The 15770-nt window shown below is 53.7% G+C and carries 24 protein-coding genes; 6 read left to right on the top strand and 18 right to left on the bottom strand.

What is annotated here, in order from left to right; genetic code table 11:
• Nucleotide 1: 1 nt before the first annotated feature.
• The 10 genes from ACLPGZ_RS11240 to ACLPGZ_RS11195 all read right to left on the bottom strand — a co-directional run bounded on the left by ACLPGZ_RS11240 (nucleotide 2) and on the right by ACLPGZ_RS11195 (nucleotide 7977).
• Nucleotides 2-1315 carry a hypothetical protein gene (locus ACLPGZ_RS11240; protein WP_429641286.1) on the bottom strand — a complete coding sequence of 438 codons (1314 nt, stop codon included), beginning with the start codon at nucleotides 1313-1315 and terminating at the stop codon, nucleotides 2-4.
• Nucleotides 1293-2222: a phage minor head protein gene (locus ACLPGZ_RS11235; protein WP_429641284.1), complete on the bottom strand. Its 930-nt coding sequence runs from the start codon at nucleotides 2220-2222 to the stop codon at nucleotides 1293-1295. The genes ACLPGZ_RS11240 and ACLPGZ_RS11235 overlap by 23 nt, the downstream gene beginning before the upstream one ends.
• Entirely contained in the window at nucleotides 2185-3555 is a 1371-nt protein-coding gene (locus ACLPGZ_RS11230) for an anti-CBASS protein Acb1 family protein (RefSeq protein ID WP_239055402.1), read from the bottom strand. Before ACLPGZ_RS11230 ends, ACLPGZ_RS11235 begins: the two co-directional genes overlap by 38 nt.
• Nucleotides 3552-3776, bottom strand: a complete 225-nt coding sequence (locus ACLPGZ_RS11225) for a hypothetical protein (RefSeq protein ID WP_239055401.1) — start codon at nucleotides 3774-3776, stop codon at nucleotides 3552-3554. The genes ACLPGZ_RS11230 and ACLPGZ_RS11225 overlap by 4 nt, the downstream gene beginning before the upstream one ends.
• Nucleotides 3777-5042 carry a PBSX family phage terminase large subunit gene (locus ACLPGZ_RS11220; protein ID WP_239055400.1) on the bottom strand — a complete coding sequence of 422 codons (1266 nt, stop codon included), beginning with the start codon at nucleotides 5040-5042 and terminating at the stop codon, nucleotides 3777-3779.
• A complete protein-coding gene (locus ACLPGZ_RS11215) occupies nucleotides 5023-5481 on the bottom strand; it encodes a DUF2280 domain-containing protein (protein ID WP_239055399.1) in 459 nt (152 codons plus the stop codon). Before ACLPGZ_RS11215 ends, ACLPGZ_RS11220 begins: the two co-directional genes overlap by 20 nt.
• A 30-nt stretch (nucleotides 5482-5511) precedes the next feature.
• Nucleotides 5512-6147 carry a putative metallopeptidase gene (locus ACLPGZ_RS11210; protein ID WP_239055398.1) on the bottom strand — a complete coding sequence of 212 codons (636 nt, stop codon included), beginning with the start codon at nucleotides 6145-6147 and terminating at the stop codon, nucleotides 5512-5514.
• A 33-nt stretch (nucleotides 6148-6180) separates the two neighbouring features.
• Nucleotides 6181-6696, bottom strand: coding sequence for a hypothetical protein (locus ACLPGZ_RS11205; RefSeq protein ID WP_429641282.1), 516 nt, complete (start codon nucleotides 6694-6696; stop codon nucleotides 6181-6183).
• Nucleotides 6697-7132: 436 nt separating this feature from the next.
• Nucleotides 7133-7492 carry a hypothetical protein gene (locus tag ACLPGZ_RS11200; protein ID WP_429641280.1) on the bottom strand — a complete coding sequence of 120 codons (360 nt, stop codon included), beginning with the start codon at nucleotides 7490-7492 and terminating at the stop codon, nucleotides 7133-7135.
• A gap of 149 nt (nucleotides 7493-7641) precedes the next feature.
• A complete protein-coding gene (locus tag ACLPGZ_RS11195) occupies nucleotides 7642-7977 on the bottom strand; it encodes a DUF1064 domain-containing protein (RefSeq protein WP_429641278.1) in 336 nt (111 codons plus the stop codon).
• Nucleotides 7978-8052: 75 nt separating this feature from the next.
• On the opposite strand from ACLPGZ_RS11195, the gene ACLPGZ_RS11190 reads away from it, so the two are divergent.
• Nucleotides 8053-8316 carry a hypothetical protein gene (locus ACLPGZ_RS11190; RefSeq protein WP_429641276.1) on the top strand — a complete coding sequence of 88 codons (264 nt, stop codon included), beginning with the start codon at nucleotides 8053-8055 and terminating at the stop codon, nucleotides 8314-8316.
• On the opposite strand, the gene ACLPGZ_RS11185 is transcribed toward ACLPGZ_RS11190, so the two are convergent.
• The 6 genes from ACLPGZ_RS11185 to ACLPGZ_RS11160 are packed head-to-tail and all read right to left on the bottom strand — an operon-like array spanning nucleotide 8282 to nucleotide 11065.
• On the bottom strand, nucleotides 8282-9112 hold the full coding sequence (locus ACLPGZ_RS11185) for an ATP-binding protein (RefSeq protein WP_429641275.1): 831 nt from the start codon (nucleotides 9110-9112) through the stop codon (nucleotides 8282-8284). The genes ACLPGZ_RS11190 and ACLPGZ_RS11185 overlap by 35 nt on opposite strands.
• Nucleotides 9054-9857, bottom strand: coding sequence for a helix-turn-helix domain-containing protein (locus ACLPGZ_RS11180; protein ID WP_429641274.1), 804 nt, complete (start codon nucleotides 9855-9857; stop codon nucleotides 9054-9056). Before ACLPGZ_RS11180 ends, ACLPGZ_RS11185 begins: the two co-directional genes overlap by 59 nt.
• Nucleotides 9854-10174 carry a Ref family recombination enhancement nuclease gene (locus tag ACLPGZ_RS11175; RefSeq protein ID WP_429641273.1) on the bottom strand — a complete coding sequence of 107 codons (321 nt, stop codon included), beginning with the start codon at nucleotides 10172-10174 and terminating at the stop codon, nucleotides 9854-9856. Before ACLPGZ_RS11175 ends, ACLPGZ_RS11180 begins: the two co-directional genes overlap by 4 nt.
• 38 nt (nucleotides 10175-10212) lie before the next feature.
• Entirely contained in the window at nucleotides 10213-10344 is a 132-nt protein-coding gene (locus ACLPGZ_RS11170; RefSeq protein WP_429641271.1) for a hypothetical protein, read from the bottom strand.
• Nucleotides 10341-10751, bottom strand: coding sequence for a recombination protein NinB (locus tag ACLPGZ_RS11165; RefSeq protein ID WP_429641270.1), 411 nt, complete (start codon nucleotides 10749-10751; stop codon nucleotides 10341-10343). Before ACLPGZ_RS11165 ends, ACLPGZ_RS11170 begins: the two co-directional genes overlap by 4 nt.
• A 2-nt stretch (nucleotides 10752-10753) precedes the next feature.
• On the bottom strand, nucleotides 10754-11065 hold the full coding sequence (locus ACLPGZ_RS11160; RefSeq protein WP_131071713.1) for a helix-turn-helix domain-containing protein: 312 nt from the start codon (nucleotides 11063-11065) through the stop codon (nucleotides 10754-10756).
• A gap of 14 nt (nucleotides 11066-11079) precedes the next feature.
• Between ACLPGZ_RS11160 and ACLPGZ_RS11155 the strand changes: the two genes are divergently transcribed.
• Nucleotides 11080-11310, top strand: a complete 231-nt coding sequence (locus ACLPGZ_RS11155) for a hypothetical protein (protein ID WP_429641268.1) — start codon at nucleotides 11080-11082, stop codon at nucleotides 11308-11310.
• Nucleotides 11311-11352: 42 nt separating this feature from the next.
• Here ACLPGZ_RS11155 and ACLPGZ_RS11150 read toward each other — a convergent pair whose 3' ends face one another.
• Complete coding sequence (locus ACLPGZ_RS11150) at nucleotides 11353-11556, bottom strand: hypothetical protein (RefSeq protein WP_429641267.1); 204 nt, start codon at nucleotides 11554-11556, stop codon at nucleotides 11353-11355.
• A gap of 72 nt (nucleotides 11557-11628) precedes the next feature.
• Here ACLPGZ_RS11150 and ACLPGZ_RS11145 point away from each other — a divergent pair, with 72 nt between their 5' ends.
• The 4 genes from ACLPGZ_RS11145 (at nucleotide 11629) to ACLPGZ_RS11130 (ending at nucleotide 14535) form a co-directional block, all read left to right on the top strand.
• Nucleotides 11629-12342 carry a S24 family peptidase gene (locus ACLPGZ_RS11145; protein ID WP_429641265.1) on the top strand — a complete coding sequence of 238 codons (714 nt, stop codon included), beginning with the start codon at nucleotides 11629-11631 and terminating at the stop codon, nucleotides 12340-12342.
• 259 nt (nucleotides 12343-12601) lie between these two features.
• Entirely contained in the window at nucleotides 12602-12898 is a 297-nt protein-coding gene (locus tag ACLPGZ_RS11140; protein WP_429641263.1) for a type II toxin-antitoxin system RelE/ParE family toxin, read from the top strand.
• 16 nt (nucleotides 12899-12914) lie between these two features.
• Complete coding sequence (locus tag ACLPGZ_RS11135; protein ID WP_429641262.1) at nucleotides 12915-14033, top strand: HigA family addiction module antitoxin; 1119 nt, start codon at nucleotides 12915-12917, stop codon at nucleotides 14031-14033.
• A gap of 16 nt (nucleotides 14034-14049) precedes the next feature.
• Entirely contained in the window at nucleotides 14050-14535 is a 486-nt protein-coding gene (locus ACLPGZ_RS11130) for a hypothetical protein (RefSeq protein ID WP_429641260.1), read from the top strand.
• A gap of 135 nt (nucleotides 14536-14670) precedes the next feature.
• On the opposite strand, the gene ACLPGZ_RS11125 is transcribed toward ACLPGZ_RS11130, so the two are convergent.
• Complete coding sequence (locus ACLPGZ_RS11125; RefSeq protein ID WP_429641258.1) at nucleotides 14671-15294, bottom strand: hypothetical protein; 624 nt, start codon at nucleotides 15292-15294, stop codon at nucleotides 14671-14673.
• Nucleotides 15295-15770 lie beyond the last annotated feature (476 nt).

The raw sequence follows: 15770 nt of genomic DNA, 5'->3' as shown, positions 1-15770 counted from the left end.
CTTACTCCTTGGGCAGCGCAGTGACATCAGCGGTCAGTGCGTTGCCGTTGGTTTCGATATGACCGGCACCCAGCGGTGCAGCGGTGCCCAGGGACTTGTGCATGGCATCCAGGGCCTCACCGGACAGCGCATTGGCCACAATATCGCCATGCACGGCAGCCACGGCCTTACGCTTGTCGGCTTCTTCGGCCTTGGCGTTTGCGGTCAGTGTGTCGGACAACGCCTGATGATTGGCCTGCAGTGCCGTCACAGCATCGGAAACCGGCTTGATGGCGTCGGCCACGGCTTGGTCAATATTGGCAGTTACGGCTTTACTGATATCGCTGGTCAGCTCGGCCTTTTCTTCGGGAGTCAGAGGCATTTCGCCCTCCTTGTTGTTGACTGCAGGCCGGGCCTGCGGGGTAAAAATCTTCTGTGCGCCTTTCTTGATGCTGTTGGCGACTACTGCCACCCAGGACTCTTGGCGCACGACAGCCGCGCCGGTGTCGTCAAAGACGATCTTCCCGGCTTCGGCCTTGTATCCGTAAACCTCAGCAGCTCCACCGTTACGCACGATGATGGCTTGGCTGTCCGTGAAGTCGGCAACCCAGGCATATTCGTCAGTGCCTTGAGCGAAACGCTCTTTGGCGGCTCGGTCCAGGCGTTGCTCGCGCTCCCGGAAGGATTCGCCCACCAACGCGCCAGAATTGGCCTGCAAGGGCTTGGCTTGGTCCGCATTGACCATGAGGCCAACGCCCTGCTCCGGCGTGGCCGCCCCCACCTCATCCATAAGAATGGCGTCGTGGTCCATGCTCTTGATCTTGGCAACCCACTCCGCGCCAGCCGCTTTCTGTTCTTCGTTCGCCTCCAGGCGATCCAGAAACACCGCTACGCTGGTGTGGATCGGCGGCACATCATCGCCCCGCTCCAGGGCTTCCACACGCTCAAGCAAGGCTCGGCCTTCCTCGGTGCGCTGTGCAACCTCTACGTCCACCCACTTCTCAAGGTAGACACGGTTGCCGGACTTCTTCACATTGCGGTTGAATGCGCCCACATGGCCGACATTGATGCCCTCGGGACTGAATGCCGAGACGAACTGACCATCCACTTGCGGATGCCCCAACGGTGCCAGCGTTCCTTCCAGGCCCTGATAGTGAGCATCGATCTCACTGGCCGGATACAAACCGCCATTCATGACCACGTTGGCAGGCAGCGTGTAGCTGGGCAAAACCCAATGCTCACGGCTGTTGTGCGTCACCTTGCGGATCTGCTGGCTGTTGACCTGCGTGGTCACGTTGACCTGCATCGGCCCGCTATTCTGTGTCTGACCAGGCATAGCCTCGTTTCTCCATATTGGTTTTTGCTTGCTGCGCACGTTGAATGATCGAAGGCACAACCGGCTTCCCATCGTCATCGACCATCACCGCCACGGTTGAGCATTTACAGTTGATCGCCTGCCCAGGCAATGACCACCAGTCCTGCACCTGGTCCCGCGTGAATAGCTTCCCATGCCGGGCTGCGTGCGTAGCCCTGGTCGTGGGGCTCAGCGCAGATAGATGCAGCTCTTTAGTTTGCAGGCCGTAATCCTGCTCGGCATCGCTGGCCTCGTCCCACTTGGCACGCCTGAGCGCTGTGGTGATTTCAGTGCGTGCAACCCGATGCGCCCGCCGTGTCTCGATACCGGCCTGGGCGGTCAGGTTCTTCGCTACCTCTCGGGGATTCAGGCCGCGCCCTATCCCCTCAGTCAGCACCCGGGTCATGTTCGACTTCACATCGCCGACAACGCCCTTCATTTCTTCCGCTACCCGAGCACTGAGCAATGCCATGCGGCGGCGATGCGGCTCACTGCGTAGAATCTCTTGCAATGAGATGCGCCCGCCCCTGTACGCTGCGGACTGCTGAGACAGGTTGGCAAACACCTGGGCCGTGCCACGCGTAGCCGCTACCTCCACGTACCGGTCAAAGAGCCAGATATTCTCGTCGCCCCCTTCCAGCAGAATCTCGGCAACGATTGCATCCAGCCTGGCCAGCAAGGTGCGCAACAAATACGTATCCAGTCGGAACTGGTAGCGCCGGTTAACCACTGGCTCAGCTGGTATTTCATCCAGCGCAGCGCGGTAAGCCTTGGCTACCTTTTTGATGCGCACATTGAAGTCACGCATTGCGCGTCGTTCCAGCATATCTACGCCAGTCGGGTCGCGCAGATCACGGGGAAGGATCGCGGGTTTCGGTTTCGTCGCCATCCTCGTCCTTATCGTCGCCTTCATCTAACGGCTCGCTGTCTTTAGGGTCAAAGCCACCAGCAACCCGGATTTCGTCGTTGCTGAACACTTCTTCACCCGTCGCCAAAGCGGTCTGGTTAATGGTGCTCATCTTGGCGGCGTTATCCAGCCGCTCTGCAAAGGTCTGCTCTGTGAGGTCATCCCACATCACTGTCTTTTCGCCCGTGGCATCCAGCACGCCGATGCGTACCAAGTGATCAACCAAATCCTCGATCTCAAAAGACAGATCCATGCGGCGTGACTGGCAACGTGCGTAGAAGAACTTCAAATCTTCGGTGCTGGCCCGCTCCCCCTGCTGATTGCCCACCAGTACGCGGCTTGGAATATCCAGGCCGGCTGAAATGGTCTGCAGGTTGATGTTGTAGGTGGGGCTAGGGTCTGGAACCGTGGAAACCAACGGCGTGACTGTCGCGCCTTGAGTGTTCAACAGCACGTCGTTAGCGCGGTTCATTTCCACCGCGGCTTCGTTCATTGCCTCGCGCAACTCTTCAGGCTTTACTCCGTATAAGGAGGCAAGGTTTTTAAAGTCGATCTCTTTTTCGAAGTTGACGTTGAGCTGGCGGGCTGCGTTCTTTAAGAACGACTCACCCGAGCCGCCCTCCACCTTTTCCAGTGACACGAAGTTGTTATAGACAGGCTCGAGAAAACCGATGGCGTCACCGGAGTAGTCGCCCAGGATGAACACGCGGTCAGGGTGAATCTTGATGTTCCGCCCAGGCTGCCCATTTGTGCTCTGCTCTACATAGCTCCAGAACTTGGGCTTGCCGTAATTCTCTGACGACAGATCAGTATTCCACTCAGACACTCGCAGCGTTGCAGCCCACACCGGCACCACATCAACCAGGGCCTTGGAGCCGCCCTTCACTGGCTCATGCCACTTGCCACTGTCTTTAACCCGCAAGACAAGACCAGAGTGCCGACCTACCAGGCGCCGGGCATCAGCTTCACGAAACCGACGCCACAACCGGGCCGTCAGAACTCGCTTTGTTTTCTTTTCCCAGTCCGTCTCTTTGCGCGACTCATCCTCTTCGCCACCCTCAATTACCCACGGGTTTGTTTTCCAGCAGGTCCCGGCCAGCTTCTCTACTGCGCCACTGGCCAAACCATTGCGGCGATACAGCTTGTAGAAATCATGGAAGTCCAGGTTTTGCTTAAAGCCGTACTCGCACCAGGCGGCAGCCCGCTTATCATCCAGCCCCATACCCAAGGGATTGAGCAGATTCATGCGGGCGCGTGCCAACGCGGCGTCATGCATGGCATGATTCACCGCCAGTTGTAGATTGCTTGCCGTCATGTCGTAACCCGCTTAAGTATCCCGTTCATGCCTTCACTGAAATAGCCCAAGCGCTCCGGATGGCCTACCAGCTCGACGCTGGACATCTCCGGATCACGCCACAAGCGCTTTTCATGTACAGGCGACCGATCAGCCGCCAATTGCCGCGCACAGGACATGCAGCGCGCACGGATAACCAGCGAAACGCTGCCGTCTCGCGCTGAAACATTGAAAATTGCCATTTATCTGCCTTGAAGTAGGCGCTTTGGAATCATCAAGCCCATGGCTGCGTTGCGCTGTTTGATCAGCGGGCCAAGCGCATACCGGGTTGCATCGATGTAGTGGTTGTTCTTATCCACGATGTCGGCCAGAACATCGCCTGTCAGTCGGTCCACCTTGTAGCTGTACGTCCTGGCCTCATGCAGAAACTTAGTGCAGCGCGGGTGGATGATGATTTCCTTGTAGCTGCGCAGGTGGGCAATGCCGTCCTCAACGCTGCCCTTCCATTTCTCCACACCCTCAATGCGTGGTATGGCCGGGCGTATCCCGCCACCGGTACTCTTGACGTGACTGATCGTCTCAGGCCGCGCCGAGTCCGCTCGAACTGTGTGCTGCTCGACACCCGGTAAGCGCTCAATCATGAACTTAGCAATGTCGTCGTTTTCCAGGCCGACCTTGCCAGCCTCGTACTCGACATACAGGCGCTGATCTTGAATAGCCAGCCGGACTCCTGCTGTCGGGTCTTGGGAGAAGCCCCAGTCGATGCCGAAGTAAGGCCCATCGAACTCTGGAAGATCGAACTCTGCCACCCGGTACTTGCCGGACAGAATCTGCGCTTCACTGTTCTCGCGGTATGCCCCATCCCAGATCCAAGCATACGTCTGATCATCCAGGCGTTCCCGGTCAGACAGACGCTCTTCCTCCAGCACAGCTGGGAACCACGGGTTGTCCGTGTAGTTCAACTCAACAATCTTGGACCCGGGCGGAGGCGTCTTGCGATATCGCTTGTCAGTCGGGCTTCCGTCTTTCTCCGGGTTCCAGGTTACCCAAATCTCAGATCCCGCTTCACGCACCGTCGGTGCCAGCTTCTGCCAAGCCACCTCACTGACGTTCTCAGCCTCATCAATCCAGGCAATTAGAATGCGGGCCTTGGACTTGATGCTGTCCAAGTTATGGCGCAGGCCACAGAACACATACGAAACGCGCCGGTTCTTGGTACGGATGAACTTTTCACCAATATCAAAGTAAGCATCAAGCCATGGCGTCGATCGAATCGCCTGCTTGATCTCCTCCATGGACGACTCTTCCAGGCTGTTCATGTACTCACGGCCGCTCAGGATCACTCCCGACACGCCCGCCTCAGCGAACATATACGCCCGTACCGCTGTCATCAGCGCAAAGCTGCGCGTCTTGGCAGACCCTCGTCCGCCGTGAGCGCCCCTGTATCGCGCCTGTCCACTGAATACCGGAATCAGCTTAGGTGGTAGCTCAATCCTTGCTTTCGACATTTGGGGCCACCAGCTCGATGGTCGTTGGCGTCATAGGAATGGGGCCTCCGCCCGGGCCGCTCAGCTCCCGCTTATTGGTGAACATGCCGCCCATCTCCTTGGCAGCCTGCTCCATCAAGGAAGCAGCCAGGACTATGTTCTTACGGCGCATCGCCTCGTTCGCCATCCGGTGAAGCTGCCGCAAGCGAAAGGCCTGATCAGCAATCGGGATCTCTGCCACTTCTTTACGAAACCGCGCTCGCGTGTCGTGAAACAGGTCGCTCCACTTCTTCGATAACTGCCGGCCAGATACCTTCGTTGGGTCGTACTGCCCCACCTGGTTGCGCGGAACGTCGATACCAAATTCTTCCTTGACCGCCTCTGCAACTTGAGTAGGCGTGTCGTAGCACGCAAGCGCTTGCACAATGAAGCGCTGCGCGGCCTCACTGAGCTTTGCCATAATGTGAAATCCGTCTAGCTTGTGTCTATGTTAGGCAGCGACCTTTAAACAGGTGCCGCATGCATGTGCGATGTTGGCCCTTGCCACTGATGGGCCTGCCTTGGCTGCGTCAATCAGTCGTTGCACATCTTGAGATGCGCCGTAGCGCTGGACGACCCCAATGAACTCTTCCACGTCGTGACCGACCATGCAGAGCTTGGGGAATCCTTCTTTATCAAACTTGGGTGAGCCGAACTCATCCATCTGCTGACCGATATGCATCAGCTCATGCTCAACCAGTGCGCAGAACTCGATGTCGCTGCACTGGGAGCAGTAATCAGCTGCTAGGGTGATGATGAATTGCGGCACATGGCCGAACCACTCACGCATCTGTTGCTCTTGGCGGGCTTTCTGCCACCCACCAGCGCGGAACATTACTTGCTCGCACTGCCCCAGGACTGAGCGGCCTTGCTTTGTGAAAGCCGTTGATGCCCACAGAAAGCACAGATCAGCGTCAATCAGGTGGGAATGATCTACGTTATAGATCGGGCCATCATCGGACAGGATGTTTCGCTGTACCCATTCGCCGATCTCTGGCGCGGGTCGAAGCGTTAGAAATAGCTGCGCCTCCTCACCAACCAAATCAGCAGGTGGGCATGGTCTCGCTGGCAGGGCCATTTCTTTCATCCATAAAAAACCGCCCGGAGGCGGTAGTCGTGATCAATAAAAACCAATCCCGCGTTTAGGCTTGAAATAGTCTTCGGGGCCTGCAGTCAGCCAATTCGTCAATACATCGATAAAAGAGCTCACTGCATGACCCATGTCAGTTTCGTCTGCAATAATAAACTCCTTAGCCTCGCCGCCAATCTCACGCAAAATGAAATTATCCCCACGCTTTGCTAGCTCGTAACCCAACCAGAAATAGCGTTTAGGAAAGCTATTAAGTGATGAACTTAAGGCTACGCCAACTGCAAACCGAAGATTACCATGTTGGTCAATGACGTTTAACTTCGCGGTAGCGTTGTTATCAATTTCGCTATCAACAAGGTCATAAATTCGCACCCAATGCTTTTTCCCCTCAGGGGTTTCGTACACGCCATCAGGAAAACCTAGTTTTTCTTGAAGAGACCCACGAAATCCAAGAGCAACGTTTCGAAGGCTAGCGAAATATTCATTCTGTTTTGAGGCATGTTCCGAATACATCTCAAACAATTTCTTATAAACAGGATCTTCCATTTAAATGCTCACTATCTTTTGAATTAGGAGCACCATTTTTACCATACCCCAAGCATTAATCATGCTACACATTGGAGAGGGGCATAATTAAAATAAAACCCGCCCGATCTTTCGATGGGCGGGCCTTTTCAAAACCTATAGGCACAGTTGTGCTGGGGATATTGTCCCGTAGAGTGTCCCAATAATCCAGTATTTTGGGAATCTTCATGTCCCAATCCACGCCATACGTATGTGGCCGACCTTGTTTCACCGCCGACGCGCTCTACCTGGCCTGATTCGATAAGGTGCTCCAAGACGCGGCGCACCCCTTTTCTAACTGCCTCTGATTGCCGAGCTGTGAGCTCACGCCCTCCAACTGCATCACGAACAAGCTGCGCCATACGGAACTGCCTGCCTGGATACGGCCGCATCAAATGCAGGATCTCGCTCGCATACTTCACAGCAATACCTCCTTTTCTACCTCGGCCCTGAATCCTTCCAGGTGCCGTTTGTAATCCTCGTCTCGCAAGATGGCTCCTGTTATCTGGCGAATCCACCGGCGTGCTACCACCAGGCGCTCGAATGCCGATAAGTTGCCAAAGTGCGAGTTCTTCCGGGTGTATTCAGCCTGCACCACCATCGCCTGATAGCGCGGCAAGCGCTGGTACAAGGCATCCACAGCCAGAGCGTGGTCTTGGTTAATCGGGCGGTAATCGTCTTCCCAGGGCACGTACCGCTCCATGTTTCCGACCGTCTCGCCCGACCAGCACCAACGGGCCCAATTCCAAATCAAATCATCGCCGGTCAGTTTTTGCATGGCTGCCCTCCCCAAATAGAGCCTTCAGTCCTTCCCGCGCCCGTTCCTGCTTTACCTCTGGCTGCCGCTCCTGGTGCTCTTTCCGCTTCCGGCGCACAAAATCAACGTGCTTCGATGGGTCTTGGTACATCCAGCTTGGGTATGACATATCAAACCTCCCGCACAGAAATGCCGTGCACCTGAAGCATCAGCTTGCGCTTCACGATGTAGTCCCGCGTGCGCATGCCCTTGGCGTCCTCGATGACGATTTGACCGGTGCGAGTGTCTGTGTACCGGAAGTCGGCCACGTACTCACACGCTCTTTCGGGCCTTCCATCGTCACGGCGCTGCTTGGGGATCAGCTCGAAACGCGGCTGCAGTTCCAGGCCGGTGATCTGTCCTGCCCGTTCCAGCAGCTTGAGCTCGCCATATCGGCAGGCCTCCCGTTTAGAGTCAAAGGCGTGTCCGTCCAAAGTGACCTTGCGGTTTCCGTACTTGCGCTTCATGCGGCCTCCGAAAGCTGCGCAGTTAATAGTTTTCTCATACACTGAAGAACATCAATTTTTTTATGCAGAGGCACCATGACTGACTCCAATGAACCGAAGGCGAACGATGCCTTTGATGATTTATTTCTGAGCCGCCTACCACCTTCCTTGTCTGAGGTAATGAAAGGTTTTTCTATTAAAGATATTGAAGAGACAATTTCCTTGGCGCTGACTGATCTGGTAAAAAAGCCTGTCTCAGTAAGCATCCAGAAACTGGAGTACGGAACTGGGAGCATGTTCAAGGACATTTCAATTTCAGACATGACTATTCGCCCCGGATCGCATTCGCCCGATAACTAGGCCAGTCAAAAGTGATTTGCTTCCCCCCGCCTTCACGCAATCGGTCGACAGTACGCTCGCCCATGTACTCCTTTAAGCCATTCATATTTAGGTTGCTTAATAGGATCGTGGGCTTCACCGACTCGTAACGACCGTTGATAATCTCGAACAGAATCAGCTTTTCCGCCTCACTCCCGAATTGCACGCCCACCTCGTCCAGGATCAACAGGTCAGGAGCAATCAAAGCGTCGATCGCATCCCGCTCGGTGCGGTCAGAATCCCGTCGGTAGGTTTCCTTTACGCTACGCACCGCACTCATCACCGAGGCAAACACGGCTGAGTAACCTTGGGCTATTACGCTATGGGCGGTCGCAGCGGCCAGATGCGTCTTACCTGCCCCTACCGTTCCCACCAGCAACATGCAGCGGCCCGCTTTCAGGGTTTCAGCAAAATTCCCGGCGTACTCTTGCATGCTTGTCAGTGCGTGGATCGCACCGTCACAGTGACGCTCGAAATTCTCAAATCGTCGATCAGCAAAGCGAGGCGGGATAGCAGCACGTTGCAACGCGTTCTGCATACGAGCCTGCGCCCGGTTGTGCTCAGCTTGGCGCACAGCCTCCATCTGCTCTTGGTCGCGGCGCTGTTTCTCGCATGCAGGACAGTCAGTCCAGAAGCCACCGCCCAGACTCCAGAAGCTGGACACATACGGCCCATGCTGAACGCACGAACGCTCTTCGGTTTTCATCTGGCCAACCAGGCTAGAAACTGCCATCTGCACCGACACCGGCCCGGTAGTCTTGGTCTGCAAAGTTTCCATGTTTCACTGCTCCCGCAATCGGTTTTTTCAATTCAAACAAGCCGGTCCAGCCACGCTCAATGCTTTGTTCAATCACCTGCCTCGGATCCTGGCCTGCGTCTTTGAGCGCAGTCAGGGTTCGCAGATTCAGAGCTATCGCATCCTCAGTCCAACCTGTGCCGCTTTTCTTTTTTCTGAATCGATCCCACCTGGCCCAGTCGTCAGGGTCCAGCCAGCCCGGCAAACCCAGGGCGCCAGCCTTTGATGGTTTATGACGGTTATTTGATGGTTCTATGGTGGTTATATGCGGGTGCAACCCGTTGCACCCTTTCATGTCGTCGTTTGCACCCTTTGTGTCGTCAGATGCGCCCTTTATGTCGTGGATTGCACCCTTTTCGGCTGCATTAATGGGCGCAAAATCTGCACCGTTTTTTTCATCAGAAATGGGTGCAATTTCTGCACCGTTCTTTTGGTCCGGTAAATCGCCACCTTTAATCCAGTCAAGGCTGATTCGATACTCGCGTGACTGGCCCCGGCCTCCATTGCCGCTATTGACCAGAATCAGCCAGCCAGACTCTTCCATCCTGCGTAGCTGATACTGGACAGTGCGGCGCGATTGGCGCGTTTTGGTCATCAAGTGATCAATGGACGGGAAAACCTTGGTCCCGTCGTCATCAGCGTGATCAGCCAGCGCCAGGGCAAGAATCATCTCACCGCCGCCTACCGGGTACCGCTTGAACACTGCGGTCATTACTTCGACACTCATACAGCCTCCCGCTGTGTCATTCCGAACAACTCCAGTTCGGTAGTGCCATACATGCGCTCAAATGCCCTGCGGCCCAAGCCGTGGTATCCGGTAGCGCCTCGATGGTGCTCAGGGCATAAAGGAATGGTCATCAGGTGGCTATTACGCTGCCCTGCCCCCATGCCGTGGCGAATGTGATGGATTTCTGCTGGTGTGTTGCCGTAGCCCAGGAATCGGCACAGGATGCAACCAGCCTCAGATTGAGCGTTCATGTGTAGACGCTCAGCTTTTGTCGCTGCACGCTTGTTGCTGCGCTTCTTCCAGGCGCTGCGTGCCATGGGCTTTGCCGGGGCTTTGAATGTGCTGTTCCAGGCTCTCATCGTCGTGCCACCCCAAAACCGACAGCCGCCAGGAATGCACCTACGGCCATCCCTATCAAGCCATCGTCACTAGCCAGTTGTGCGATGCACACATAAAAAATGATCAGCCACATTTGCCAGAGCTTCATGACCCACTCCCCAAGGACGTAGGCGACCAGCGAACGCCTTTTTCAGTACCGAACGACAGGGCCAGCTCGATCAGCTCGGACATTTGGCGCACCGTCATCTTGCTGGTGCGCTGGCCCAACATCACGATCCCGCCCCGGATACCCTGAGACATGCGCGTCTCTTGGTTCAAGCTGGCCGATAGAACATCCTTCCATTCTTCGGCTTCCAGCTTCGTGGCCACGCCATTGACCATCCAATCAACCTGCTTGGACAGATCGGCCAAGATCGACCACATCATTGCGTTCTGGTCGAGCGACCGCGTACGGGGACGAATCTCCACGCGATAGTTGTCGGGCGCGTTCGCAATGGCGTGGGCCGCATTACGGCGCACCAACGGACTCACAAGATTGAAGGTCTGTTTACTCATGGCTATCTGCCGCACTCCCCCAGCCCTTGGCGCACACAGTGGCAATTCGCACCGATACGCGCTCCATAAGCCAGAAAATCTATATAGGACGGAGTTGTCACAACCATGCCCAAGAGCTCAATGGCTTGGTCTATCTTGTCGATGGTCAGGCCCATCTGGCCCGACAGAAACCGACTCACCTGACTTTCATCCCAGCCCAGACGTTCTCGAAAGGTCGCCTTAAAAGATGGATCTGTAAGCGCCTGGCGGAAGGCGCGGTCCATGCTCGGACGTTGTGGGCGGTTATCCACCCGTGCTGCTGTGGTGGCATTCATTGGGAGTCAGTCCTATGCAAAAAGAGTTGAATGCTATTGAAAGTGGCTTCGATCAAACTGGTGAAACTGAACAAGGAGTTGTGATGACCGAAACCGAGAAAATCTTGACCCAGGCAGAAGACATCGCCCGGCGTACCTTTGAGGAACCAACGCAGCAAACTGTCATGCAACTGTTTGCGCGTCTGTGTGATGAGCAGGACATGAGAATCCCAGAAGAGTCACTGGGCTCAGAAATGCTTCACTAAATATCTGTGGGGCCGATGGGTATCGGCTCTCTCTTTTCTGGATCACGCATTGGCGCTCTCCTTCTTGGGGCGGCGGATCGGCTCGGAGCCAAATGCAAGTGGCTTCATTGCACGAAACGCAACCATCCACGCCACAGGAATATGGTTCTCTGTGACCATTTGCGAAATACGGCCCTTGGTCAGCCCTGTGATGCGCATGACCTCAGCCCTTCCGCCCATAACATCGATAATTTGTTTAGCGTCCATGGCTTTAGTTTAGTGTTCTGAACCACCGAAAGTCAAGCACACTAAACCGAAAACGGTTTAGATTTCCAAACTATGAATACGTCCACCCCGCTACAAAAAAGAATGCACCAGATGATTGAGGCTCTTCGCGACCAAGGCTTCGATCAGATCGACGTGGCTAAAGCCGCTGGGGTCTCAAAAGGGACGGTCACCCAGTGGCTAGACGGCAACATCAAATCCATAAAAATGGAGAACGCCCTTGGGATTGAGGAGCGATTCGGATACAGCCATGTCTGGCTGGTTCTGGGGCGAGGTGACCCAATAGCTGACAAACAAGCTGGTCATATACGCACCTCGAAAAAAGACCAAGCTGTTTTTGAGTTGTTGGATGTCCGTGCCGCTTGCGGCGACGGCTACTCCAACGAGGATCACCCCGAGGTTGTCTCCACGATGTTTCTGCCCGCCCAAGTTGCGCAAGAAATGCTGGGCACAACTAACCGTAATGGCAATATCAAGCTCATCACGGCAGCCAAGGACTCAATGGCACCAACGATCAATCCTGATGATCTGGTATTCGTTGATGTTGCTGTGAATGAGTACGTCGGCGAGACGGTTTACTTGATTCTTCATGGCAATGAACTGTTGTGTAAACGCCTATCTTTGGTAGGCCGCGACATTGTGGTTTCGTCAGACAACAAGAGCTACCCAGACTGGAAATGGAGCGAGCGCCCTGACGCGACAAAGATCATTGGCCGAGTCGTTCGTGTTCTACCAATTCAGTTCAAGAAATTTGGGGTGGATAGATGACTGAAAACGTGACCCAGCCCAGGGAGGCTGTACGTAAGAAGGACTGAGTAGGAAGAGACAAGGAGCCGTTTGGCTCCTTATTTTTTAGCTGTGCATGTATGGTGCGTTGCATGGCGCTTTCTTTGCTAGACAACAGAGAAGGTTAGTCAAGACACGCTCCAAGACCACACCAAAATAATGTGGTATCCTTCTTTACACATGGTGTAAAGATGTACTTGAACAATAACACTTGAAGTATTAGAATAGCGAGCAGCAGCACATGGATGTTGAGTTCGATGATGAAAACTTAGATCGCTTGGAGATCGACGCAAATTTCACTGCGAATCTTTCACAGGAAATTGTTCGTGCGTATAGAAAGCGCATGCAACAGATCCGCGCTTTTAAGGATGAGCGCGACTTTTATGCGTTGAAGTCTTTGCATTTAGAAAAACTAAAGGGTGATAGAGAGGGCCAATCTTCTGTACGACTGAACTCTCAGTGGCGCCTAATTATCGAAATCCGTGGAAATCATCCTAGCAAGATCATTGGGATAGTCGAGATCGTCGACTACCACTAAAGAAACTGGAGAAATTATGAGCGCACGCATGCCTGTAGAGGTGTTCCCACCAGGCGAGTTCCTGCGTGAAGAATTAGAGGCGCGGGACTGGAGCCAGCAAGAGCTTGCCGACATTTTAGGAAGACCCCCTCGGTTAATAAGTGAGTTGATTTCAGGGAAGAGAGCCGTCACACCAGAGACTGCGAGAGGGCTGGCTGATGCTTTTGGGACATCCGCTGAGTTTTGGATGAATCTCGAAAGTCAGTATCAGTTGTCGAAGGTTACTAGCGTAGACAACCAGGTCGCCAGGAAGGCGCGTCTTTACGGCAAATTTCCCGTAAGAGATATGCTGCGTCGGAGGTGGGTACACGCGAGCGAGAATATTGATGTGCTGGAGCAAAGATTCTGCGAATTCTTTAATATCTCAACTCCCGAAGCAGAGCCCGTACTTACGCACTACGCTAAGAAAACACATGAATGCATGGACGTTACCCCACTGCAACTAGCGTGGCTATTTCGCGTGCGGAGCATGGCAGAGAGACAAATCGTTCCTGCCTATTCTCCCGCCAAGTTAAGGCTCGCGGTAGAACGGCTCAGCACCCTACTTCTCGCTCCAGAGGAAACGCGTCATGTCCCACAGATACTGTCAGAAGCAGGTGTGCGTCTAGTATTTGTAGAGCCAATAGCCGGTTCTAAACTTGATGGGGCTTGCTTTTGGTTAAGCGACCAGAAGCCCGTTATTGGAATGACGCTGCGTTTTGACCGGATTGATAACTTCTGGTTTGTGCTCCGCCATGAGATTGAACACGTTCTACAAGGAGATGGTAGGGGGGAAGATGGCCCCGTGATCGATGCCGATGTCGGCAGTGATGATGGCTCAATTTCTGACTCTGAACGACTTGCAAACTCAGCTGGAGCGGAGTTCTGCGTGCCATCCACCCAATTAGAAAACTTTATCGCTCGTGTTCAACCATACTTTTCAGAGCAAAAGGTTCTCGCTTTTGCACAACGCATACAAGTTCATCCCGGACTGGTAGTTGGACAACTGCAGCGCAAACTTAATCGCCACGATTTTTTACGGAAGCATCAGGTCAAAGTTCGATCCCACTTACTTACTGCGGCGGATTTTGATGGATGGGGATCATTCTCTGATTAATGCTTAGGAGAAAACGATGTCAGCATATGCAAGCCAGATTAAAACCTACTTAGAGCGGTATCAAACCGAGGTTGGAGGAGATGGACTTATTGATCCACATGCGGTAGCAGCCTGGGCCTATCGAAATGGATTACATAAACCAAACCTTAAAACGGTAATTGATGCAATTGCGACAGACATTGCCCAGGCATTCCGAGAGGAATACCGTACCGATGCACTTGGTCAGCGTTATCGAGCAAAGCATGCTGTACGGACCAAAAAAGGGAATAAGACAATGTCTCTTTGGGCCGATATTGATGACAATCGAGCCCCACGGGATCACTTTGTACGGTCATTTTCACAGCGTCGCCAACAAATTGTCGGAGACTGTTTTCAGTTAAAGACTGATGTTGATGTATACAACGCTAAAGATCCTTCACAGGCCCCTATACAGATACCGCTAGACTTTACCTATGACGTGGAAGAAATGCAGCTTCCTATCAAAGCAAAAAAAGCCGCATAGTACAAAAAGTGAACTAATACACCAAAGCCCCTCCCGGGGCTTTTTTGTTATCCACACAACAAGCTGTGGCCAGTCATCCCGCTCAAGCCACGCTCGACTGCAATAAGACCAGATGCGCAATGCTTTAAATGAACACTACGTCTTGGTTTTTTTAGCTAATGCTCGTTGTTTTTTCTGTATGCGAGCGATATCGGTATCCCATCCACCAGCCCAACCTCCAGTCTTTGCCATTTCGCACAGTTCAATTGCGCGCTCGTAGTTCCCGCGTTTCTCCTCAATTACTCGCAGTTGTTGGAAACAAGCATGTGAAGGCATTAGACCGAACTTGTCTTGGCACTCAACAGCCGCCTCTCTATGAAAAGAAATGCTCAACTCGCAAATTTGCACCACTCTATCCAAAGCGCCTGGGAGAACATCACGCCAGCGGTAAACCACCTTGCACTGATTGCTTAAAGCAAAGTGGCGATCAAGAACATCAATGCTTTCATCGTAAAAATCCATCGCCTTATCGATGAATGCAATGGCGCAGTGCTGGCGTCCATCTTTGTTAAACCAGGGAGCGACATTACACAAGTAGGAAAACGCGTCGCGCCTGGTGCTAGGTATTCCGTCCCCCTCAATCAATGGATTTTCGCTCGATCCCATAGGGGAATACGTGGCCGCCATCCACTCTCTGTCTTCTTTTGAAAAAGTATCTAGCCACCAACTCTCAAGTCCAAACGCTGCAATATCGCCCCCCACCTTGGGCTTGCTAAACATCCCTAGCACGACTGCGCCTCCTCTAGAAGAACCTGCTGTTTAGCTGAGTTTACACACCTTCCAGCTTGGCTGCGATCCTATTACTACCACAGAACACTAAACATTTTAGTTTAGAACACTTGACTACTTTTGGTTCAGTGTTCTAAACTTGATTTAACGCTTCACCAACCGCAGAACAGCCTAGCCCTCAGGGCAGCCTAGTAACGGTACAGAGAGAGCGCCAGCAGCAAAGTCTGCGACTGCTACGGCAGGGCTCTTTAAAAATCAGCAAAGCGATAAACAGGCCAATGGTGCGAACACGCACGGCTAGGCCCAGGGCGCATCCCCACACCCCCTGATAAAGAGTGAGACGGACAACCCGTGACGTGGGGATTTAGAACGTTGCGCTACCTGGAGCCAGCTCAGCTGGGAGTAGCCAGGAGCGCAGCGGTTATCCACCAGTGCCTTTATAGACAAGGGTGCTGACGGATAAATAG

The sequence above is a fragment of the Alcaligenes sp. Me129 genome, assembly GCF_050487245.1.
In the GTDB taxonomy this organism is placed as follows: Bacteria; Pseudomonadota; Gammaproteobacteria; order Burkholderiales; family Burkholderiaceae_B; genus Alcaligenes; species Alcaligenes phenolicus.
Note: the sequence above shows the minus strand (reverse complement) of the source record. Positions and strands in the feature narration are given on the sequence as shown.